Source organism: Mycobacterium tuberculosis complex sp. N0072 (genome assembly GCF_030323725.1).
Classification (GTDB): Bacteria; Actinomycetota; Actinomycetes; order Mycobacteriales; family Mycobacteriaceae; genus Mycobacterium; species Mycobacterium tuberculosis.
This window is the reverse complement of sequence record NZ_CP040689.1, coordinates 2987219-3006730: the sequence shown is the minus strand read 5'-3', so window position 1 is coordinate 3006730 and position 19512 is coordinate 2987219. Positions and strand designations below refer to the sequence as shown.

The following is a 19512-nucleotide window of genomic DNA, read 5'->3' as shown; positions in this document are numbered from 1 at the left end:
TTACCTTCATATCGAACTCCGGAGTTGGATGACAATGAGTCGCCGACCAGGCTTCCCGGCGCGCCGGCCACCGACGCTATCAAAGTGGTTCGGCCCTTTTGATCGGCGGCCGCATGCTGGGCCAATGGGGGGGTTGCTGCGTACACTAGCGAAATGCTGCAACAGATCCGCGGGCCCGCTGATCTGCAGCACCTTTCCCAGGCGCAGCTTCGGGAGCTGGCCGCCGAGATCCGTGAGTTCCTGATCCACAAGGTTGCCGCCACGGGGGGGCATCTGGGGCCGAACCTGGGAGTGGTGGAACTCACCTTGGCGCTGCACCGGGTATTCGACTCGCCGCACGATCCGATCATCTTCGACACCGGTCACCAGGCCTACGTCCACAAGATGTTGACCGGACGCAGCCAGGACTTCGCAACCCTGCGTAAGAAGGGCGGGTTGTCGGGGTATCCGTCTCGTGCCGAGAGCGAGCACGACTGGGTGGAGTCGAGCCACGCCAGCGCGGCGCTGTCGTACGCGGACGGGTTGGCCAAGGCGTTCGAGTTGACCGGACACCGCAACCGGCATGTGGTCGCGGTGGTCGGTGACGGTGCGCTCACCGGCGGTATGTGCTGGGAGGCGCTGAACAATATCGCCGCATCCCGCCGGCCGGTGATTATCGTGGTCAACGACAATGGGCGCAGCTACGCGCCCACAATCGGGGGCGTCGCCGACCATCTGGCCACGCTGCGGCTGCAGCCGGCCTACGAGCAGGCGCTGGAGACGGGCCGCGACCTGGTGCGCGCGGTGCCGCTTGTCGGCGGTCTGTGGTTTCGATTCCTGCACAGCGTCAAGGCCGGCATCAAGGACTCGCTGTCGCCGCAGTTGCTGTTCACCGACCTCGGGTTGAAGTACGTCGGCCCGGTCGACGGCCATGACGAGCGGGCGGTGGAGGTCGCGCTGCGCAGCGCGCGGCGCTTCGGTGCACCGGTGATCGTGCACGTCGTCACCCGCAAGGGCATGGGCTACCCGCCGGCCGAGGCCGACCAGGCCGAGCAGATGCATTCCACGGTCCCGATCGATCCGGCCACCGGACAAGCCACCAAGGTGGCCGGCCCAGGCTGGACGGCGACCTTCTCTGATGCACTTATCGGCTACGCCCAGAAACGCCGTGACATCGTGGCCATTACCGCGGCCATGCCGGGCCCCACCGGGCTGACCGCGTTCGGGCAGCGCTTCCCGGATCGATTGTTCGACGTCGGGATCGCCGAGCAACACGCGATGACGTCGGCGGCCGGGTTGGCGATGGGTGGGCTGCACCCCGTGGTGGCGATCTACTCGACGTTCCTGAACCGGGCGTTCGACCAGATCATGATGGATGTGGCGCTGCACAAGCTGCCGGTCACCATGGTGCTGGACCGTGCCGGGATCACCGGTAGCGACGGCGCCAGCCACAACGGAATGTGGGACTTGTCGATGCTGGGTATCGTGCCCGGCATCCGGGTGGCAGCGCCCAGAGACGCCACCCGGTTGCGTGAAGAACTCGGCGAGGCGCTCGACGTCGACGACGGCCCGACGGCGTTACGGTTCCCCAAAGGTGATGTGGGAGAAGATATTTCGGCTTTGGAGCGGCGTGGAGGCGTGGATGTGCTGGCGGCGCCCGCCGATGGTTTGAACCACGACGTCCTGTTGGTGGCCATCGGCGCGTTCGCACCGATGGCGTTGGCGGTGGCCAAGCGGCTGCACAACCAGGGGATCGGTGTGACGGTGATCGACCCGCGCTGGGTGTTGCCGGTGTCTGACGGTGTGCGCGAACTGGCGGTGCAGCACAAGCTGCTCGTCACGCTAGAGGACAACGGGGTCAACGGTGGGGCGGGGTCAGCGGTGTCGGCCGCGCTGCGGCGCGCGGAGATCGACGTGCCCTGCCGCGATGTCGGGTTGCCGCAGGAGTTCTACGAGCACGCGTCTCGAAGCGAGGTGCTGGCCGATCTGGGGCTTACCGACCAGGACGTGGCCCGGCGGATCACCGGCTGGGTCGCCGCGCTGGGTACCGGGGTGTGTGCGTCCGACGCGATTCCAGAACATCTCGACTAAGAGCCATCATCGCCCTGGGCGCCGGCGTCCGGAGCCCCTGTCAACGCCGCGGTCAGGATGGGGACCACTAGTTCGAGCTGCCAGGCCCGTGCCTGGCCGGTGCGCAGGTACGCCTCGACAGCGGCAATCGGGTCTGGAGAACTCTGCGAGATGTCCTCCCATTCCCAACACAGCCGTCGCACCAGATCAGGTGAGACCAGGTTCTCGGTCGGTACCCGCACCCGTTGCGACACCTCCGTCAGCGCCGCGCGCGCCGCATCCAGCCGTGCGGCGGCTGCCGGTTTCCGTCTGACCCACCGCCCCGGCGGCGGCGGCCCGTTTGCCGGTTCGGCGATCTCCGGCGGATCTGGGCTTTCGCGTGCGGCTGCCAGTGCCGCCCACCACACAGCCGCGCTGCGACGTTGGTTGCGTCCGCCGAACACCGGTAACGCGACAAGGTCGTCGACTGACTTTGGGTCGGCGATGGCGGCATCGATAATGGCCGAGTCCGGCAAGATCCGGCGGGGCGCGATGTCGCGGCGCTGGGCGATTCGGTCACGCGCTGTCCACAATTCGCGGACCGCGGCCAGCCCCCGCCGGTCATGCACTTTGTGGATACCCGAGGTTCGTCGCCAGCGGTCCTGCCGGGCGGCCGCTGGGGGTGGCCTTGATTCGAACGACCGCAGGTGCTCGAATTCCTGCGCAGCCCAATCGGTTTTGCCTTGCTCGGCCAGCACCCGCGAGATCGCCGCGCGTAGTTCGATGAGCAGTTCCACGTCCAACGCCGCGTAGTTCAGCCAGGCCGAGGGTAGCGGGCGCTTGGACCAGTCGGCCGCGCCGTGGCCCTTGGTCAATCCCAGTCCAAGTAACCGCTCGACCATGGCCGCCAGGTTCACTCGATCGAACCCGGCCAGGCGCCCGGCAAGCTCGGTGTCGTATAGCGCTGGCGGTCGCATACCGACCTCGGCGAGACAGGGCAGATCCTGATCGGCGGAGTGCAGGATCCACTCGTTGGTGCTGAGCACCTCGGCGACCGGCGCCAGCACGGTCAACGGGTCACCGCCGTGGCTGACCGGGTCGATCAGTACGGTGCCGGCCTCGGCCCGCCGGATCTGAATCAGGTAGGCGCGGCCGGAGTAGCGGAAACCCGACGCCCGCTCAGCGTCTACCGCGAACGGTCCGCGCCCGCGGTCCAGTAGTTCTGCGGCAGCGGCGATTTCACCGACGGTCACACACAGATCCGGTATCCCACCGGCGGGCCGGAGCAAGGGGGTGGGTTCCGATTCCGTGCCTTCGGACTCAGCAGCTCCCGCGTGAGACGGCTCGGGGCACATGTCAGGCGCGTGACCGCGAGCCCAGGTCGGTGACCCCGGCTGGCGGCAGGCCGGCCGCGTGCTCCAGGACGTCGCAGAACGCCTGGACATGGGCGCCCAGATCGGGGGTGGTCGCCGTCCATGACGCCCGTAGCTCCAGCTGGTGAGCGCGCGGCGGCCCGGAGATGTCGCCGTATCGCACCGATGTGGTGGCGGTGACAGTGCCGCCCAGGGCCCTCACCTGGTCGGTGCGCGCTGTCAGCGCGTCCACCAGCCAACTCCATGCCACCTCGGGCAGCAGGGGGTCGACGGCTTCACTCGAGTCCAGGTCGGCCTGGACATAGGCGACCAGGCGAATAGTGCCGTCCCATGCATCGGAGCCGTCCGGGTCATACAGCATGATCAGCCGGCCGAAGGCGTCGCCCTCGGAACGCTCCGGAATGACGTCGAGTTCGGGATGCTTGATCTCGGCTCCCAGCGCATAGCTGTACGGAGCTAGCCGCTGCGGCGGTCGGATAGGGCCGAGTTCGATTTCCGGCCGCACGGTGACAGCGTTCATCGCCGCTACTGCCTCGCGGAATAGGGCCGGCTCGGCGGAGGTCAAGCGCCGCTCCTCCTCATCGCTGCGCTCTGCATCGTCGCCGGCGGAGGTCAAGCGCCGCTCCTCCTCATCGCTGCGCTCTGCATCGTCGCCGGCGGAGGTCACAGATTTCGACGGTAGACCTATCCGCCGACACGTGTGCACAGGCGCGCCGAACTGTGCTCAGCTGCCGGCGCCGGGATCGGGGTCGGCGCCGAACCGCGCGGGGCGCTTTTCGCGGTGCGCGGCCAGGCCTTCCCGGACGTCGGGACCACCGAACCCGATGAACTCCAGCCCGAGCGACGTTTCGAAGGCGGGACCGAACATGCGATACCAGTGATTGAGGCTGCGTTTGGTCCAGCGGATGGCGTTTTGCGCGCCAGCGGCGAGCCGCTCCGCCAGGCGTGTTGCGGTGGGGAGCACATCGTCGTCGTCGACGCAGATGGAGACCAGACCGATGCGTTCGGCCTCCTCCCCGGACAGCGGCTCGCAGGTCAGCAGGTAGTACTTGGCCTTGGCCATGCCGACCAGCAGGGGCCAGCAGATCGCCGCGTGATCCCCCGCGGCGACCCCGAGTTTGGTGTGCCCATCGATGATCTTCGCGGCGCGGCCCGCCACCGAAATGTCGGCGAGCAGCGCGACAACCAGACCCGCACCGACGGCCGGGCCCCGAATCGCCGACACCACCGGCTTGTCGAAGTTGACCAGGTTGAGCACCAGGTCGCGGGCCTCGCGCATGATGCGCAGCCGGCCCTGGTAGTCGCCGATGGTTTCGGCGATCAGGTCGAAACTGCCGCCGGAGGAAAAGGCCTTGCCTTCACCGCGGACCAAGACCACGCGCACGGCCGGGTCGCGATCGATCACCGGCCAGATGTCGGCAAGGTCGCGGTGCATGTGCGGCCCGACCGAGTTCAGCCCGGGGGAGTCCAGCACCAGCTCCAGCACGCCTTCGTGACCAGGTTGGTCGTGGATTTCGCAGCGCAGGCTGGGGAAGTCGTCGTAGGTAACTGGCATTGGGTCGATGTTACGCAGGTGCGGGGTGGCGGTCGTGGCAGCATTGAGTTCGATGAGTACCCGTCGCGACCTTCCGCAGTCGCCGTATCTGGCCGCCGTCACCGGCCGCAAGCCCAGCCGGGTGCCGGTGTGGTTCATGCGGCAGGCCGGGCGCTCGTTGCCCGAATACCGGGCGCTGCGCGAGCGGTACAGCATGCTGGCGGCCTGTTTCGAACCGGACGTGGCCTGTGAGATTACCCTGCAGCCGATACGCCGCTACGACGTCGACGCGGCCATCCTGTTCTCCGACATCGTGGTGCCGCTACGGGCGGCCGGCGTGGATTTGGACATCGTCGCCGACGTTGGGCCGGTGATCGCGGACCCGGTGCGCACCGCCGCCGATGTCGCCGCCATGAAACCACTTGATCCACAAGCGATTCAACCGGTATTGGTGGCGGCTTCGTTGTTGGTCGCTGAGCTTGGCGACGTGCCGCTGATCGGTTTCGCCGGCGCGCCGTTCACGCTGGCCTCCTACCTCGTGGAGGGCGGACCGAGCCGCCATCACGCCCACGTCAAGGCGATGATGTTGGCCGAGCCGGCGAGCTGGCACGCGCTGATGGCCAAGCTGACCGACCTCACCATCGCGTTTCTGGTCGGCCAAATCGACGCGGGGGTGGACGCCATCCAGGTATTCGACTCCTGGGCCGGGGCGCTCTCGCCGATCGACTACCGCCAGTACGTGTTGCCGCACAGCGCCCGGGTGTTCGCTGCGCTGGGCGAGCATGGCGTGCCGATGACGCACTTCGGGGTTGGGACCGCCGAATTGCTGGGCGCGATGTCGGAGGCCGTGACAGCCGGGGAGCGGCCAGGCCGAGGGGCCGTCGTCGGCGTGGACTGGCGGACCCCGCTGACCGACGCCGCCGCCCGGGTGGTGCCCGGCACGGCGTTGCAGGGCAACCTCGATCCGGCGGTGGTCCTGGCGGGCTGGCCGGCGGTGGAACGTGCCGCACGTGCCGTTGTCGACGACGGACGCCGCGCCGTCGACGCCGGTGCGGCCGGCCATATCTTCAACCTCGGCCACGGGGTGCTGCCAGAAAGCGATCCCGCGGTGCTGGCCGACCTGGTCTCGCTCGTACACTCGCTATGACTCCCCGCTCGTATTGTGTTGTAGGAGGCGGGATTTCGGGATTGACCTCGGCGTACCGGCTGCGGCAGGCTGTCGGCGATGACGCGACCATCACCTTGTTCGAACCGGCCGATAGGCTCGGCGGGGTATTGCGCACCGAGCATATCGGCGGACAGCCAATGGACCTCGGCGCGGAGGCGTTCGTGCTGCGTAGGCCCGAGATGCCGGCGCTTTTGGCCGAGCTGGGCCTGTCGGACCGCCAACTCGCCAGCACCGGCGCGCGGCCGCTCATCTACAGCCAGCAGCGCTTGCACCCGCTGCCGCCGCAGACGGTCGTCGGGATCCCGTCGTCGGCGGGCTCCATGGCGGGGCTGGTCGACGACGCAACCCTGGCGCGGATCGACGCCGAAGCCGCTCGTCCGTTCACCTGGCAGGTGGGCAGCGATCCCGCGGTGGCCGACTTGGTGGCTGACCGGTTCGGCGACCGAGTCGTGGCCCGGTCGGTGGACCCGCTGTTAAGCGGGGTATACGCGGGCTCGGCGGCGACGATCGGGCTGCGCGCGGCCGCCCCGAGCGTGGCCGCGGCCCTGGATCGCGGGGCGACCAGTGTGACCGACGCGGTCCGGCAGGCGCTGCCGCCGGGAAGCGGCGGGCCGGTGTTCGGCGCGCTGGACGGCGGGTATCAGGTGCTGCTCGACGGGCTCGTCCGGCGCAGCCGGGTGCACTGGGTGCGGGCCAGGGTGGTCCAGCTCGAACGCGGCTGGGTGCTGCGCGACGAAACCGGCGGCCGCTGGCAGGCCGACGCCGTCATCCTGGCGGTTCCGGCGCCGCGGTTGGCGCGCCTCGTCGATGGCATCGCGCCGCGCACACATGCCGCCGCCCGGCAGATCGTGAGCGCGTCGTCGGCGGTGGTGGCGCTGGCGGTGCCCGGCGGCACCGCGTTTCCGCACTGTTCCGGCGTGCTGGTGGCCGGCGACGAGTCACCGCATGCCAAGGCGATCACATTGTCGTCGCGCAAATGGGGTCAGCGCGGCGACGTCGCGCTGTTGCGGCTGTCGTTCGGTCGGTTCGGCGACGAACCGGCCCTGACGGCCTCCGACGACCAACTCCTGGCCTGGGCAGCGGACGACTTGGTCACGGTGTTCGGTGTGGCCGTCGACCCGGTCGACGTTCGGGTCCGGCGCTGGATCGAGGCGATGCCGCAGTACGGTCCCGGCCATGCCGATGTGGTCGCCGAGCTGCGCGCCGGCCTGCCACCGACGCTGGCCGTTGCGGGCAGCTACCTCGACGGGATCGGCGTGCCGGCCTGCGTCGGCGCGGCGGGCCGGGCCGTCACCAGCGTCATCGAGGCCTTAGATGCGCAGGTGGCACGATAGATGCCATGGCCCGTCTTGACTATGACGCGTTGAATGCGACGCTGCGCTACCTGATGTTCTCAGTGTTCTTGGTGAGTCCCGGTGCGCTCGGTGACCAGCGTGACGCGATCATCGACGACGCGTCCACGTTTTTCAAACAGCAGGAAGAGCGCGGGGTTGTGGTGCGCGGCCTCTACGACGTCGCGGGCCTGCGGGCCGACGCCGATTTCATGGTCTGGACCCACGCCGAACGTGTCGAGGCCCTGCAGGCCACCTACGCAGACTTCCGGCGCACCACCACGCTGGGGCGGGCATGCACGCCGGTGTGGAGCGGTGTGGGCCTGCACCGGCCGGCGGAGTTCAACAAAAGTCATATCCCGGCGTTTCTGGCCGGCGAGGAGCCCGGCGCCTACATCTGCGTCTATCCGTTTGTGCGGTCTTACGAGTGGTACTTGCTGCCCGACGAGGAACGTCGCCGCATGCTCGCCGAACACGGCATGGCCGCCCGCGGATACAAGGACGTCCGGGCCAACACGGTGCCGGCGTTCGCGCTGGGCGACTACGAATGGATCCTGGCGTTCGAGGCGCCCGAGCTGGACCGCATCGTCGACCTAATGCGTGAGCTGCGCGCCACCGACGCGCGCCGCCATACCCGCGCGGAGACACCGTTTTTCACCGGTCCGCGAGTGCCGGTGGAGCAGTTGGTGCACTCGCTGCCATGACGGCCCAGTTCGATCCTGCCGATCCCACCCGGTTCGAGGAGATGTATCGCGATGATCGGGTCGCCCACGGGTTGCCGGCCGCCACGCCATGGGACATCGGGGGTCCCCAGCCGGTGGTTCAACAGCTGGTTGCGTTGGGCGCGATCCGAGGTGAGGTGCTCGACCCGGGCACCGGGCCCGGGCACCACGCGATCTACTACGCCGCCAAGGGATATGCGGCCACCGGGATCGACGGGTCGGTCGCGGCCATCGAGCGGGCTCGGGACAACGCGCGTAAGGCGGGGGTGTCGGTGAACTTCCAGGTCGGCGACGCCACCACGCTCGACGGGCTGGACGGCCGGTTCGACACCGTCGTCGATTGCGCCTTCTACCACACCTTCAGCACCGCGCCCGAGCTGCAAAGGTGCTATGTGCGGGCGCTGCGCCGGGCCAGCAAGCCGGGTGCACGGCTGTACATGTTCGAATTCGGCGAGCACAACGTCAACGGGTTCAGCATGCCGCGGTCGTTGTCCGAGGACGATTTTCGCCAGGTGCTTCCGGTCGGCGGTTGGGAGATCACCTACCTGGGGACGACCACCTACCAGGTCAACTTGAGCGTCGAGGCCCTAGAGCTGATGGCCGCGCGCAATCCCGATATGGCCGATCAAGTGCGGTGCGTGCTGGAGCGGTTCCGGGCGATTAAGCCGTGGCTGGTGGGCGGCCGCGTACATGCCCCGTTCTGGGAAGTGCACGCCACCCGGGTGGACTGACTTTCACCGAGACTGACGTTTTGCAGTGAAAGTGCGAGAGGGCGTCTGCAAAACGTCAATCTCGGCGCTACACGCTACCGGGGACCAGGCGCAGCGAAATGGAGTTGATGCAATAGCGCTTGTCGGTTGGCGTGGGATACCCCTCGCCGGCGAACACGTGGCCCAGGTGGCTGTCGCAGTTCGCGCACAGCACCTCGGTACGCGTCATCCCCAACGAGTGGTCAGGGCGCAGGGTCACCGCATCGGAGCTTTTCGGGTCGAAGAACGACGGCCAGCCGCAATGCGACTCGAATTTCTCGGTGCTGCGGAACAATTCGGCGCCACAGGCCCGGCACTGGTAGATGCCCGCTGTTGTGGTGTCGGTGTATTCACCGGTGAAGGGCCGCTCGGTCCCGGCGCGACGTAGCACATGGAATTCCTGCGGGGTGAGCGTCTGACGCCACTCGTCGTCGGACAGTTCTAGCTTTGGGCGCGTCATGGGTCCACGCTAGTCCCGATGGCGGTGACCCGCTGCGCCCGGCTCGCCGCGCTTGCGATCACCGCTAGTCCCGATGGCGGTGACCCGCTGCGCCCGGCTCGCCGCGCTTGCGATCACCGCTAGTCCCGATGGCGGTGACCCGCTGCGCCCGGCTCGCCGCGCTTGCGATCACCGCTGGCCCTCCCGCTCGGGCGTCAGCCAGGCTGGATCGATACCGCCGTCCAGCCGGTTGTCCGCCTTGGCGTCCAGATAGCGGAAATAGAGCACGGTAAACGTCACGATCAACAGCAACGACCAACCGTAGGTGATCTTGAGGTATTCCAGCGCGCGGCCCCATCTCATCCAGTTGAACAGCAGCCAGCGATCCAACGTCATGAAGCCGTAGACTCCCAGCCACGCCGGCCAGTTGCGGATCACCGAGTTGGGCAGCACAACGGTCATCAGGAACGGGAACAGCATCATCGAGTAGTAGCCCTGGGCCAGCGACATCACCAGCCACGACCACAGCAGCAGCACACCCGACGAGGTGGTGAACCAAAACAGCGGGTCACCGGTGCGGTAGTAGCGGTACAACAGCCACAATGCGCCGAAGGTGATCGCGGTGAACAGGATCCGCAGGAACAGGATCAGCCAGGTGGGCAGCCCGAAGTAGACGCCGTTGCCCAAGATCGAGCTGTTGAAGTAGTCCCGGGTGCCCAAGATGTAGGGCAGCGTGCGGGTGAAGAAGCTCATCGGGTCACTGACCAGCGGCAGCGCGGCCACGTTGACGACGACGGGAACGACGACGGCGGCCACCAGAGCCCGCCACTGGCGGTTCAGCAGCGGCAGCAACAACAGCGGACCGAGCAGGGGTTTGAGAACCAGGGTCAGCCCGATCGCCAGGCCGCCGCACCACTGACGACTGGCTCGGCCGTCCAACAGCCATCTCAGAAAGAGCACCTCCAACAGCAGGATGCAGCCGTTGATGTTGGTGAACACCAGCGTGTTGGTCACGGTCTCGGTAGCAAACATGGCCAGAATCAGGGCGGGTGCGGCCACCGAGGTCAGCGTGAAGTTGAACATCCGCAGCAGCAGGTAAGCGGCGACCAGGATGGCCGCGGTGTTGATCGAGATAAACAGATAGCGCGACGGGGCGAAGGGCAGGTAGCCGAACGGCGCCATCAGCAGGGTGCCACCGGGGGGATACAGGTAGTGCGGGTCGACGTAGTCGAAGTGCTCGTTATAGATGTCCCATCCGCGCCGGAAGTTCAGCACCGCGCGGTAGACCGGCTTGAAATCGTCGGTGATGTTGCCGTTGGTCGTCAATACGATGCTGCGGTGCAGCACCGACAGGACGGCGGCCGGCCAGAGCGCCGACCGCAGGATCGTCGCGGTGCTCGGGGCGCCGGTGCGCGGACGGAATCCGGCCAACAAGGATGCGCCTAGGCCGGTTCGGATGGAGTCAGCTGCCGTCACCAGCGCACCGTACACCGCGTCCCGCCCGCCCCGAATATCAGGCGGGGCAATAGGTGTCGGTGTCAGGCAGCTTGCCAGTGTCCAGGTAGGCGACGAGTGGCGGCACCGCGCAGGACGAGTAGATGCTGGCGCCGTGGCCAATACCTTGCCACATCACCCGCTTGCTGGCGGCGTTGGCGTTGATGGCCGTGGCGGCGGTCGCGGCGACCCCTTCGTTGCCCACGATCGGGTCGTTTTGCACACCGAGCAACAGCACGTCGACCTTGAGGTCTTTCGGTGGCTGCGGCGGCGAACTGCTGGGCCAGTGCACGCATTTCACCAGGTTGAGCGCCGCGACGGCGCCGAACTGCGGGTAGAGCTTCCCCCAAGCCACCACCAGCTCGCGCACCCGGTCCGGTGTCGGGCGGTTGACCGCATCGCTGCACGAGCTGATGAACTGACCGTCCGTATCCCGGGTGGTATCGGCGCGGTTGATCAGGGCGGACAGCAAGTTCATGTCCCCGGAGCGGGCCGCGGCCAGCGCGTCGGCCAATTTCGTGGTGCTATCGACCCGGCCACTGTCGGGGAAGCCCAACGCGGTGGCGACGGCGTTGGCGACAGCCGCCACCGACGCGCCGCCGGGCCCATCACCGGACCGGGCGGCCGACAGCAGCGCGCTGACCGCGCCTTTCGGATCGGAGCCCAGCGCGCAGTTCACCGCGACACATTGCGCAGCGAATGCGTCCAGCGCCGCCTGTTGGCCCTGGACCTGTTGCTCGGCGGCGGCTTCGGCAGAGACCCCCAACGCGATTGGGGAGTCGAGGATCAGTCTGGCGACGTTGTCGGGACGCGATGCTGCGTAGGCCAGCGCCACTTGGGTGCCGTTGCCAATGCCGACGAAGGCGAGGGCAGGGACGTCCCAGAGTTTGCGTAAGCGCTCGATATCCGAGGCGGCGTGGGTGTTGTCGTAGGCGGACTCGCCTGGCGCGATGGCGTCGGTGCAGTCGGTGGTGGCGGTGTTGGAGATGTCGGAAAGGTTGGCCACCGGATCGTCGCCAGCCTGGAATTGCGCCTGATCACGCATCTCGTCGCGGTCAAAGTGATCGCGGCAGTCGATTGGGCTCGACATGCCCATGCCGCGGCGGTCGACGGCGACAATGGGGTGGCTGCGGAGCACATCGATGCCCGCGTGTGCCAGCCAGACCGGCAACTGCGTCGACGAGGGTAGGTCGGAGCCGGTGGTGAACACCAGGGGTCCTGCGTCGCTCGGGGTCTGGTTGGAGCGCGCGCGCACTACGCCGATGCTTACCGCTGTGGACCCGCCGACGAGCGGGTCGAGGTCGGTGTCATAGCTTGCGCATTCCAGCTTGACGCCGGGCGCTGCTGGGATCCCAGCATTCGAGTACACTCGTGACGTGCAGTCGTGCCACGACAAGTCGTTCTTGGGTGCGGCGAGCGGTGGTGGGCCAGCCGGCGGTGGTGTCGTGGTGGCTGCGCCTTGCGGTCCTGCGCCCGAGTAGGTCGCGAACCGCGGGTCGGCGCCGAACGCCGGGACGCATGCGGCCAGCACTGTCGCCGAGCAGGTCAGCGCGACCAACATCGCGGTTGACGTCATGGGCCGACTCATGCCGACCACAGTAGCCATTCACCCGGCGACGATGCGGGCCGCGTAGTGGGTCGGTGAGGAGGCGGGCATTCACGTCCAGCTGTTTCAGGTCTTGACGTAGCGGGTGTACAGGTAGCCGGAGTCGTCGGTGAGGACATGGGCACAGCGCATCCGGGTCAGCACCTGCCCGGGTCCCGTCACTATGCGGCGCGCCAGGCCGCCGACGACGTAGGGGGCGATCGTCAGACACAGCTCGTCGAGCACGTCACGCTCGACGAATGTCCCGAGCAACGTCGGCCCGCCTTCGGTAAGGATCCGGCGCAGACCGCGAGCCGCGAGCTGGGACACGAGCACTGCCTCATCGACCGTGCCCGGATCGTCGCCGGAGCACGCGATCACCTCGGCGAGGCCCGCGAGCCGCTGGCGCGTGTCATCGGCGACCGCCGTGGTGGTGAGCACCAACGGTGCCATCTCGGTCCGGGTGAATACCGCCATGTCACGGTCAAGGCGACCGGACCTGGTGACGATTGCCAGTTGCGGAACTTCGCTTTGGCCTCGGGCCTGCCGGTGCTGGCGCTGGACGACACCCATCCGGACGCCGGAGTAGCCCTCAATGCGCACGGTGCCCACGCCGACCACGATGACGTCGGCAAGTTCACGCAACAGGTTGAAGACGAATCGGTCGCCGGGCCCGGCCATCGCCCCGCTGGTGCCATCGACGGTAGCGCCGCCGTCCAAGCTGCTGATGAAGTTCGCCCGCAACCAGGTGCCGTCATCCGGATAGTCGTAAAGCTGGGGGAGTTCGCCGTCGGTGAGGTAATGCACCGAGCTGAGCAGCCTTAGCGGGGTGTCAGCGGCTCCGAGCTGACCAGAGTCGGGCATGACCTTGATTGCAGCACGTCGCTACAGTGCCACCATGCACGGGTCTGCCTCCGAAGCTTGCGGTTCGGTGGACCACCTGGTGGACAGGCATCCGACCGTGTCTCCGGTGCGGCTGATCGCCCAACTGCGGCCGCCTCCGACGTTCGCCGAGGTGAGCTTCGCGACGTATCGACCTGACCCGGTTGAACCCACCCAGGCGGCCGCCGTCGTGGCGTGCCAGGACTTTTGCCGGCAGGCCGTCGAGCGGCGTGCAGGCCGCAAGAAATGGTTCGGCAAGCGCGACGTGTTGCCCGGTGTGGGGCTGTACCTGGACGGTGGGTTCGGGGTAGGCAAGACGCACCTGCTGGCCTCTGCCTACTACCAGCTGCCTGGAACCGGCCCGGACGCGCCGACATGTCCAAAGGCATTCGCGACGTTCGGTGAGCTGACCCAGCTGGCCGGTGTGTTCGGCTTCGCCGACTGTATCGATCTGTTGGCCAATTACACCGCTTTATGTATCGACGAGTTCGAGCTGGACGATCCGGGCAACACCACGCTGATCTCCCGGCTGCTTTCGGCTCTGGTCGAGCGGGGGGCTTCGGTGGCCGCCACCTCCAACACACTGCCCGAACAGCTCGGCGAGGGCCGCTTCGCCGCCCAGGACTTTCTACGCGAGATCAACACCCTGGCAAGCATTTTCACCACGGTGAGGATCGAGGGTCCGGACTACCGACACCGTGATCTGCCGCCGGCACCGGCGCCGCTGTCCGACGAGGAGGTGGCCGCGCGTGCCGCACGTGTTGAGGGGGCGACCCTTGACGACTTCGACGCGCTGTGCGCGCACCTGGCCACCATGCATCCGTCGCGATATCTGACCCTGATCGAAGGTGTGACCGCGGTGTTTCTGACCGGCGTGCACGGCATCGACGACCAGAACGTTGCGCTGCGGTTGGTGGCGCTCGTTGATCGGCTCTATGACGCCGGCATTCCGGTGGTGGCGTCCGGCGCTAAGCTGGACACCATCTTCAGCGAGGAAATGCTGGCCGGTGGATACCGAAAGAAGTACCTGCGGGCCACATCTCGCCTGCTGGCCCTGACGGCGGGGGTCATACAAGCTCGCGAACCATGACGTAGTCATTCTCGTGGTGGGCTCCCAGTCGAAACGTCCTGGTGCCGTTGATCTTGAAACCAGTCTTCGCGTAGAAGCGTTGTGCGCGTTGGTTTTTCTGGTTGACACCCAGCCACACCCGGAGCGCGCCCCAGTCGGCGGCGGTAGCCAGCACCTTGTGCATCAATGCCGCAGCGGCTCCGGTGCCATGATAACCCGGCAGCAGGTACAGCTTGGACAGCTCCACGTCCCGGTCGTCACCGCGAATGAGCATGGCGTAACCGACAATTCGGCCGTCATGGCGGGCGGTGAGGATGGCGCGCCGCGGATCGGTCAGATACTCGGCGAACCGGGCCGACGACAGGTTGGCGTCGACGAACGACGCGATGTGCTCCGGGGCGACCGCTGGTGGGCACGCCAGCGGGAAGGTGCGTGCGGCGACGGCGGCCAACTCGTCGGCGTCGGTCACGTCGGCCGTGGCGATCTCGAGGCGCAGGTCAAAGGTTCCACTGTGCGAGGTGCTGGCCGGTTTTCTTGTCCAGCAGCACGACAACCGACACCGGGTCGCGGTAGGCGTCCCAGTACACCCCGCCGCGAACGATCGAGCCCTGTGGCGCGTTGCCCAACGCGGCGTCGAGCCAATCGGATGCGTCGCACGGCCGCGGCTTGTACGCGTCGGCAAACGGCGTTACTCCGGTGAAGCTGAAATTGGTGGCCAAGATGAAGGAGTTGGGCACCCGGACCGCGCGGACCGTCACGTCGGCGCGGGTCACTGAGCTGTCGGGGAAGCTTTTGACCGGGACGCCGCTGCGGGTATAGCCAAATCCCGGCGGCGGATCGACCGGTACGACGCTGCTGACGGTGACGTCGGCGACGTAGGTGCCGGTGTCCACACGCAGCGTGTCGCCGATGTGGCCGATCGGCGCGTCGCCGGCCCACGCACGGGGCACGTCGTTGGCGGCCGCAACGCCCGCGGCGGCGACGAGCAGCGTAGCGAGGACGATCAGCCAGCGGCGCATCTGTGCCTCCTCGGCTCCCGGTGGGGGACCTTCGCATGATTGCACACGCGGCGCCGCGAAGGGGAGGGGTCGCTCGCCTCAGCCGGCATCGGTTGCGCCGGCATCGGTTGCGCCGGCAGCGTTGGCGCCGGTGAGCGATGCGAGCGTGGTGATCAGGTCGGCCTCGGCGCGGCTCTTGTCGACGCCGGATCGATGCAACGGCCCATCCCCGTCCTCGAGTTCTAGCAGTGCCAGCAGCAGGTGTTCGGTCCCGATGTAGTTGTGGCCCAGCCGAAGCGCCTCGCGGAAGGTGAGCTCGAGGACCTTGCGCGCCGGGCCGCTGAACGGGATCGGCTGAGGCGGCTCGGTGACTGCCGGGGGGAGCGTGACCGCCGTACGCAGGGTTGCGATGTCGATCTCCTGCTGCTGAAGCAACGCCGTGGCCAGTGCGGCCGGGTCAGTGAGCACTCCCAACAACAGGTGATCGGGGGTGATCTCGCTGCTGGCGGCTCCGTGCGCGGCGTTTTGGGCCGCGACCACGGCGTTGCGGGCCCGCGGCGTGAAACGCCTGAAGCCCTGGTTTGAATCCAGTGTGGTGGCTTCGGCTCGGGGGACGAACCGCTTTTGCGCGGCCTGTTTGGTGACGCCCATGCTCTTGCCGATATCGGACCAGGAGGCGCCCGAGCGGCGGGCCTGATCGACGAAGTGGCCGATTAAGTGATCGGCGATTTCGCCGAGATGCTCGGCGGCCAGGACGGCGTCGCTGAGTTGGTCCAACACGTCGCTGTGCACCCGTTTGATGGCGTTGATGAGCTCGTCGAGGCGGACGGGGTAGGCGGTGGGTGTGGGCTCCGGCATGACGTCAACAGTAGGTTGACGTTATGCATTGTGTCGACCGTGATTGGCTGCGTAGTGGGTTCTGCAGCGCTGCCAGGCCGCTGCGGGCAGGGTGGCGCCGATCGCGGCCACCAGGCCGGCGTGGGCGTCGCTGGTGACCAGCGCGACCCCGGACAGGCCGCGGGCGACCAGGTCGCGGAAGAACGCCAGCCAGCCGGCCCCGTCCTCGGCGGAGGTGACCTGGATGCCCAGGATCTCTCGGTAGCCCTCGGCGTTGACGCCGGTGGCGATCAAGGTGTGCACTCCGACGACGCGGCCTGCCTCGCGCACCTTGAGCACCAGGGCGTCGGCGGCGAGGAAGGTATACGGGCCGGCATCGAGCGGGCGGGTCCGAAACGCCTCTACGGCTTCGTCGAGCTCTTTGGCCATGATCGACACTTGCGACTTGGAAAGCTTTGTCACACCAAGTGTTTCGACCAGGCGCTCCATCCGGCGAGTGGATACTCCCAGCAGGTAGCAGGTCGCCACCACGCTGGTCAGTGCGCGTTCAGCTCGCTTGCGGCGCTGCAGCAGCCAGTCCGGGAAATAGCTGCCCTGGCGCAGCTTGGGGATCGCGACGTCGATGGTTGCGGCACGGGTGTCGAAATCACGGTGGCGGTAGCCGTTGCGCTGATTGGACCGCTCATCGCTGCGTTCGCGGTAGCCCGCCCCGCACAGGGCGTCGGCTTCAGCCCCCATCAAGGCGGCGATGAACGTCGAGAGCAGCCCGCGCAGCAGATCCGGGCTCGCCTGTGCGAGTTGGTCAGCCAGAAGCTGCTCGGTGTCGATAAGATGAGAAGAGGTCATTGCGTCATTTCCTTCGATTGACTTTTGCTGGTCGTTTCGAAGGATCACGCGATGACCGCCCACTACTGGGCTACGACACGCCCACCGGCCTTACCTGCCCGTACACCACACCCCTGGACGTAACTGGCCGCCGCCGCCGCGCCCTAGGCGTGGCTGTAGCGCCGCTGGCAGGAGCACATGGGTGCTTTCGCATCTGCGGCAACGCACCCGCTGGGGCCGCACATCGATCACCTGCGAGCCGAGGCTGCGCACATGCCGGCGCCGTCCATATCGCCACCGCCGCAAGGTGTCGCCACATCCGCGGCGGGGGCAGACCAGCTGGCCCTCAGTCAGGGCCTGCTCGGCCGCCTCGGCCGTACGGACGACGATCATCGGGTGCTCCGGTGCGCATGACCCACCAGCGTGGTCTATCACGTCCTGGCCAGGAAGGGGCCAACTGGTGTTGCTGTCAGAGGAATCAAGCCCATCGCCAAAACCGGCAAACACAATAAGTGATCGACCAGAACAAACGAAATTTTAGCAAACACACTCAGGAGACGGCGGGTCGCCGTGTCGCTGTGTGTAGGGGTCTGGGGATTTGTACGGGTCTGGGGTTGTGGGGGACAGCAAACACAAAACCCATGCCTAGCAAACACGACGCCACGTGTGTCGGCCAGACGCTGTGACTCCGCTTCGGCCCTGTCTGGTCGTCGTCAACTCCACCGCGGAGGCGCGCCGGTTTAGGGGCTCGCTGTGCTGTGTGGCCCGAACCGTTGGAACGCGGCCTGGCGGGTGATGCCGAGGGCGACGCCGATGGCTGCCCAGGTGTCGCCGGCGGCGCGGGCAGCATTCACTGCGGCCCGCAACTCAGATTCGGCTGTTTGGACCGCTTCTTTCGCGGCGATGATGCGCCGCAGGTGGCTGGCATCGTGGGCGTCGGCCGGGTTGGGCTCGATCGTGTCGAGCCACTCGTCAATGTCGGTCTTGTGCTTCACTCTTATCTCATCACCTCAGGTAGTCGTAGAACTTCGGGCGTAGTACGTTGGCGTGGATAATCCGGGGTGGTTCGTCTGCTGGGATGACCAGCTCTAAAAGGCGCCCGGTTTGGTCGGGGCCGATCACCAGCAGTTGAACTTCGCCGTGGTATTCCAGTTCGACGTAGCGCAGCGCGTTGCGGTATGCGTGGAGCATGGCGTCGTCGTTGATGCCGTGCTTGCGGGCGCTAGCCCTCACCTCCACGTGTAAACGTTACCTTTACAACAGGCTGCCGTAAAGAATGGCTTACAGCCCACTGGCGGCTACTCGGGTCAGGTCGGTCAATTGCCACGCGCAGGCCGCTACGGTGGGCGGCACTGTTTCTCACCAGCGCAAACAGAAGAGTCCCCACCGTTTCCGATAGGGGCTGCTCTCGCGGATGGGTTGGTGGTTAATCGCACGAGTCGGAGTCGAGGCCCTCCGGGCGATACAGGCTGTGGCGGGCTGGCCGTCATGTCGATCCAGGGGTCGTAGGTCGCGATGAGGGCTCGCAGCGATGCTGGAGGCCAGTCTGTGAAGTCCCGCACGTCGAATCGGTCCAGAAGCTCGCGCCGGAGCCGCGTCAGGTCATCCATCAGTGCCCTCGTTGATAATCCGCAGGCTCGGCCGCGCGAGCTCCCTGTTCTGTGCGGGTGGCCCGTAGTGCGCGTCGAGCCGGTCTGCGAGTTCGTGCCGGAGCCGGTTTGTGGACAGGCCGAGGTGCTCGGCGAGCCAGCCGCCGCTCATCGGGTCACCTCAGCCCGCCGGTCACCCTCAACGACCGTTTGCAGCCGTTCGCAGAAGGCGAGCGCGGTGGTGATCAGCTCCGTCAGCTCGGTTGCGCGGGTGCGGCGTGCCTCGGTGAGTTCGGTGGACGCGACAACAGCGTGATAGCGGGCGTCGACCAGGCGCTTGCAGCAACAGGCCAGGCTAGCCAGCGGGCGGCAGGCGCATCTGGTGGGGTCACCGTCGGTGTCGGCGTGGGCACGGAACAGAGGAACCTTTCGGTGGTTGCACCGAGTCAGTTCACATTTAGTTCACGCAGCCCAGATTTTGTGGATGAAACCGCAGGTCAATCGTGGTGCGCGATACTGGGATTGAACCAGTGACCTCTTCCGTGTCAGGGAAGCGCTCTCCCGCTGAGCTAATCGCGCTGGGGGTTGAACCTGGAGGTGGAGACGGGAATCGAACCCGTGTGCACGGCTTTGCAGGCCGTTGCCTCACCACTCGGCCACTCCACCGCTGGGATTTGATGCCACTAGCACCTTCGAGCGGATGACGGGATTCGAACCCGCGACCCTCACCTTGGCAAGGTGATGCGCTACCAACTGCGCTACATCCGCGCGCAACGAACGAGATCGTCGCCCGGTGCGAAGCACGACGATAGTCGAGGTGAGCGGGCCCACACAAATCTCTTGGTACGTTGCGGCTCTAGGCTATCGCAGCCCCTATGTGAAGCGCACG

Annotated in this window: 22 protein-coding genes, 3 tRNA genes and 1 pseudogene; 8 read left to right on the top strand and 18 right to left on the bottom strand. The window is 67.0% G+C overall.

The annotated features are described in order from the left end of the window. Positions 1–153 precede the first annotated feature (153 nt). Positions 154–2070, top strand: coding sequence for a 1-deoxy-D-xylulose-5-phosphate synthase (dxs, locus tag FF952_RS14175; RefSeq protein WP_003413891.1), 1917 nt, complete (start codon positions 154–156; stop codon positions 2068–2070). On the opposite strand, the gene FF952_RS14170 is transcribed toward dxs, so the two are convergent. The 3 genes from FF952_RS14170 to FF952_RS14160 all read right to left on the bottom strand — a co-directional run bounded on the left by FF952_RS14170 (position 2067) and on the right by FF952_RS14160 (position 4956). Then, the gene (locus FF952_RS14170) at positions 2067–3383 is read right to left on the bottom strand and encodes a ribonuclease D (protein WP_003413889.1); all 1317 of its coding nucleotides are present in this window, start codon (positions 3381–3383) and stop codon (positions 2067–2069) included. The two genes, dxs and FF952_RS14170, sit on opposite strands and share 4 nt — an antisense overlap. Before the next feature lies 1 nt (position 3384). After that, positions 3385–4017, bottom strand: coding sequence for a DUF3000 domain-containing protein (locus FF952_RS14165; protein WP_003413879.1), 633 nt, complete (start codon positions 4015–4017; stop codon positions 3385–3387). Positions 4018–4125: 108 nt separating this feature from the next. Next, positions 4126–4956, bottom strand: a complete 831-nt coding sequence (locus FF952_RS14160) for an enoyl-CoA hydratase/isomerase family protein (RefSeq protein WP_003413876.1) — start codon at positions 4954–4956, stop codon at positions 4126–4128. Between the two features lie 52 nt (positions 4957–5008). Here FF952_RS14160 and hemE point away from each other — a divergent pair, with 52 nt between their 5' ends. Genes hemE through FF952_RS14140 form a run of 4 tightly spaced genes read left to right on the top strand, consistent with a single transcriptional unit; the run spans position 5009 to position 8887 of the window. Further along, complete coding sequence (hemE, locus tag FF952_RS14155) at positions 5009–6082, top strand: uroporphyrinogen decarboxylase (RefSeq protein ID WP_003413873.1); 1074 nt, start codon at positions 5009–5011, stop codon at positions 6080–6082. After that, positions 6079–7437, top strand: coding sequence for a protoporphyrinogen oxidase (locus FF952_RS14150; RefSeq protein ID WP_003903994.1), 1359 nt, complete (start codon positions 6079–6081; stop codon positions 7435–7437). The genes hemE and FF952_RS14150 overlap by 4 nt, the downstream gene beginning before the upstream one ends. A gap of 5 nt (positions 7438–7442) precedes the next feature. Beyond that, a complete protein-coding gene (gene hemQ / locus FF952_RS14145; protein ID WP_003903993.1) occupies positions 7443–8138 on the top strand; it encodes a hydrogen peroxide-dependent heme synthase in 696 nt (231 codons plus the stop codon). After that, positions 8135–8887: a class I SAM-dependent methyltransferase gene (locus tag FF952_RS14140; RefSeq protein ID WP_003413866.1), complete on the top strand. Its 753-nt coding sequence runs from the start codon at positions 8135–8137 to the stop codon at positions 8885–8887. The genes hemQ and FF952_RS14140 overlap by 4 nt, the downstream gene beginning before the upstream one ends. Positions 8888–8954: 67 nt before the next feature. Here the strand turns inward: FF952_RS14140 and msrB are convergent, their stop codons facing one another. The 4 genes from msrB to ribD all read right to left on the bottom strand — a co-directional run bounded on the left by msrB (position 8955) and on the right by ribD (position 13287). After that, positions 8955–9365, bottom strand: a complete 411-nt coding sequence (gene msrB / locus FF952_RS14135) for a peptide-methionine (R)-S-oxide reductase MsrB (protein WP_003904902.1) — start codon at positions 9363–9365, stop codon at positions 8955–8957. 168 nt (positions 9366–9533) lie between these two features. Further along, complete coding sequence (gene aftC, locus FF952_RS14130; protein WP_003413860.1) at positions 9534–10835, bottom strand: arabinofuranan 3-O-arabinosyltransferase; 1302 nt, start codon at positions 10833–10835, stop codon at positions 9534–9536. 22 nt (positions 10836–10857) lie between these two features. Next, the gene (locus tag FF952_RS14125) at positions 10858–12444 is read right to left on the bottom strand and encodes an alpha/beta hydrolase (RefSeq protein WP_003413857.1); all 1587 of its coding nucleotides are present in this window, start codon (positions 12442–12444) and stop codon (positions 10858–10860) included. Between the two features lie 66 nt (positions 12445–12510). Beyond that, positions 12511–13287 (bottom strand): bifunctional diaminohydroxyphosphoribosylaminopyrimidine deaminase/5-amino-6-(5-phosphoribosylamino)uracil reductase, encoded by a 777-nt coding sequence (gene ribD / locus FF952_RS14120; RefSeq protein ID WP_003413854.1) that lies wholly within the window; start codon positions 13285–13287, stop codon positions 12511–12513. Here ribD and zapE point away from each other — a divergent pair. Beyond that, positions 13286–14395, top strand: a complete 1110-nt coding sequence (zapE, locus tag FF952_RS14115) for a cell division protein ZapE (protein WP_031680799.1) — start codon at positions 13286–13288, stop codon at positions 14393–14395. The two genes, ribD and zapE, sit on opposite strands and share 2 nt — an antisense overlap. Here zapE and FF952_RS14110 read toward each other — a convergent pair. From FF952_RS14110 to FF952_RS14075, 8 genes and pseudogenes are all read right to left on the bottom strand, one after another. Further along, entirely contained in the window at positions 14373–14843 is a 471-nt protein-coding gene (locus tag FF952_RS14110; RefSeq protein ID WP_003413852.1) for a GNAT family N-acetyltransferase, read from the bottom strand. The two genes, zapE and FF952_RS14110, sit on opposite strands and share 23 nt — an antisense overlap. 28 nt (positions 14844–14871) lie before the next feature. Then, complete coding sequence (locus FF952_RS14105; RefSeq protein ID WP_003413846.1) at positions 14872–15393, bottom strand: hypothetical protein; 522 nt, start codon at positions 15391–15393, stop codon at positions 14872–14874. Positions 15394–15471: 78 nt separating this feature from the next. Beyond that, entirely contained in the window at positions 15472–16230 is a 759-nt protein-coding gene (locus FF952_RS14100; RefSeq protein ID WP_003413845.1) for a Clp protease N-terminal domain-containing protein, read from the bottom strand. 42 nt (positions 16231–16272) lie between these two features. Continuing rightward, a pseudogene (locus FF952_RS14095) lies at positions 16273–17055 on the bottom strand (IS256-like element IS1081 family transposase); the annotation flags it as partial. A 90-nt stretch (positions 17056–17145) separates the two neighbouring features. Further along, positions 17146–17427, bottom strand: coding sequence for a hypothetical protein (locus FF952_RS14090; protein ID WP_003899423.1), 282 nt, complete (start codon positions 17425–17427; stop codon positions 17146–17148). A gap of 347 nt (positions 17428–17774) precedes the next feature. Then, entirely contained in the window at positions 17775–18029 is a 255-nt protein-coding gene (locus FF952_RS14085) for a hypothetical protein (RefSeq protein ID WP_003413719.1), read from the bottom strand. Positions 18030–18039: 10 nt separating this feature from the next. Beyond that, the gene (locus FF952_RS14080) at positions 18040–18273 is read right to left on the bottom strand and encodes a hypothetical protein (RefSeq protein ID WP_003413717.1); all 234 of its coding nucleotides are present in this window, start codon (positions 18271–18273) and stop codon (positions 18040–18042) included. 98 nt (positions 18274–18371) lie between these two features. After that, positions 18372–18644: a hypothetical protein gene (locus tag FF952_RS14075; protein ID WP_003900544.1), complete on the bottom strand. Its 273-nt coding sequence runs from the start codon at positions 18642–18644 to the stop codon at positions 18372–18374. Here FF952_RS14075 and FF952_RS14070 point away from each other — a divergent pair. Then, on the top strand, positions 18550–18939 hold the full coding sequence (locus FF952_RS14070; RefSeq protein ID WP_003899422.1) for a hypothetical protein: 390 nt from the start codon (positions 18550–18552) through the stop codon (positions 18937–18939). The genes FF952_RS14075 and FF952_RS14070 overlap by 95 nt on opposite strands. Next, positions 18936–19157, top strand: coding sequence for a hypothetical protein (locus FF952_RS14065; protein ID WP_010950756.1), 222 nt, complete (start codon positions 18936–18938; stop codon positions 19155–19157). Before FF952_RS14070 ends, FF952_RS14065 begins: the two co-directional genes overlap by 4 nt. Here FF952_RS14065 and FF952_RS14060 read toward each other — a convergent pair. The 3 genes from FF952_RS14060 to FF952_RS14050 all read right to left on the bottom strand — a co-directional run bounded on the left by FF952_RS14060 (position 19128) and on the right by FF952_RS14050 (position 19391). Continuing rightward, positions 19128–19202, bottom strand: a tRNA-Val gene (locus FF952_RS14060). The two genes, FF952_RS14065 and FF952_RS14060, sit on opposite strands and share 30 nt — an antisense overlap. Positions 19203–19215: 13 nt before the next feature. Further along, a tRNA-Cys gene (locus tag FF952_RS14055) sits at positions 19216–19289 on the bottom strand. Positions 19290–19318: 29 nt separating this feature from the next. Further along, positions 19319–19391: transfer RNA gene (locus tag FF952_RS14050), tRNA-Gly, on the bottom strand. Positions 19392–19512: the final 121 nt, after the last annotated feature.

Excerpts from the sequence above, each read along its gene's own strand:
- ribD (WP_003413854.1), bottom strand. The coding sequence starts at position 13,287 with ATGCCCGACTCTGGTCAGCTCGGAGCCGCTGACACCCCGCTAAGGCTG.
- hemE (WP_003413873.1), top strand. The coding sequence starts at position 5,009 with ATGAGTACCCGTCGCGACCTTCCGCAGTCGCCGTATCTGGCCGCCGTC.
- FF952_RS14105 (WP_003413846.1), bottom strand. The coding sequence starts at position 15,393 with ATGCGCCGCTGGCTGATCGTCCTCGCTACGCTGCTCGTCGCCGCCGCG.
- FF952_RS14170 (WP_003413889.1), bottom strand. The coding sequence starts at position 3,383 with ATGTGCCCCGAGCCGTCTCACGCGGGAGCTGCTGAGTCCGAAGGCACG.
- FF952_RS14090 (WP_003899423.1), bottom strand. The coding sequence starts at position 17,427 with ATGATCGTCGTCCGTACGGCCGAGGCGGCCGAGCAGGCCCTGACTGAG.
- FF952_RS14070 (WP_003899422.1), top strand. The coding sequence starts at position 18,550 with ATGAGGGCTCGCAGCGATGCTGGAGGCCAGTCTGTGAAGTCCCGCACG.
- zapE (WP_031680799.1), top strand. The coding sequence starts at position 13,286 with ATGACCTTGATTGCAGCACGTCGCTACAGTGCCACCATGCACGGGTCT.
- FF952_RS14140 (WP_003413866.1), top strand. The coding sequence starts at position 8,135 with ATGACGGCCCAGTTCGATCCTGCCGATCCCACCCGGTTCGAGGAGATG.
- FF952_RS14160 (WP_003413876.1), bottom strand. The coding sequence starts at position 4,956 with ATGCCAGTTACCTACGACGACTTCCCCAGCCTGCGCTGCGAAATCCAC.
- FF952_RS14075 (WP_003900544.1), bottom strand. The coding sequence starts at position 18,644 with ATGGATGACCTGACGCGGCTCCGGCGCGAGCTTCTGGACCGATTCGAC.
- hemQ (WP_003903993.1), top strand. The coding sequence starts at position 7,443 with ATGGCCCGTCTTGACTATGACGCGTTGAATGCGACGCTGCGCTACCTG.
- FF952_RS14125 (WP_003413857.1), bottom strand. The coding sequence starts at position 12,444 with ATGGCTACTGTGGTCGGCATGAGTCGGCCCATGACGTCAACCGCGATG.
- FF952_RS14150 (WP_003903994.1), top strand. The coding sequence starts at position 6,079 with ATGACTCCCCGCTCGTATTGTGTTGTAGGAGGCGGGATTTCGGGATTG.
- msrB (WP_003904902.1), bottom strand. The coding sequence starts at position 9,365 with ATGACGCGCCCAAAGCTAGAACTGTCCGACGACGAGTGGCGTCAGACG.
- dxs (WP_003413891.1), top strand. The coding sequence starts at position 154 with ATGCTGCAACAGATCCGCGGGCCCGCTGATCTGCAGCACCTTTCCCAG.
- FF952_RS14100 (WP_003413845.1), bottom strand. The coding sequence starts at position 16,230 with ATGCCGGAGCCCACACCCACCGCCTACCCCGTCCGCCTCGACGAGCTC.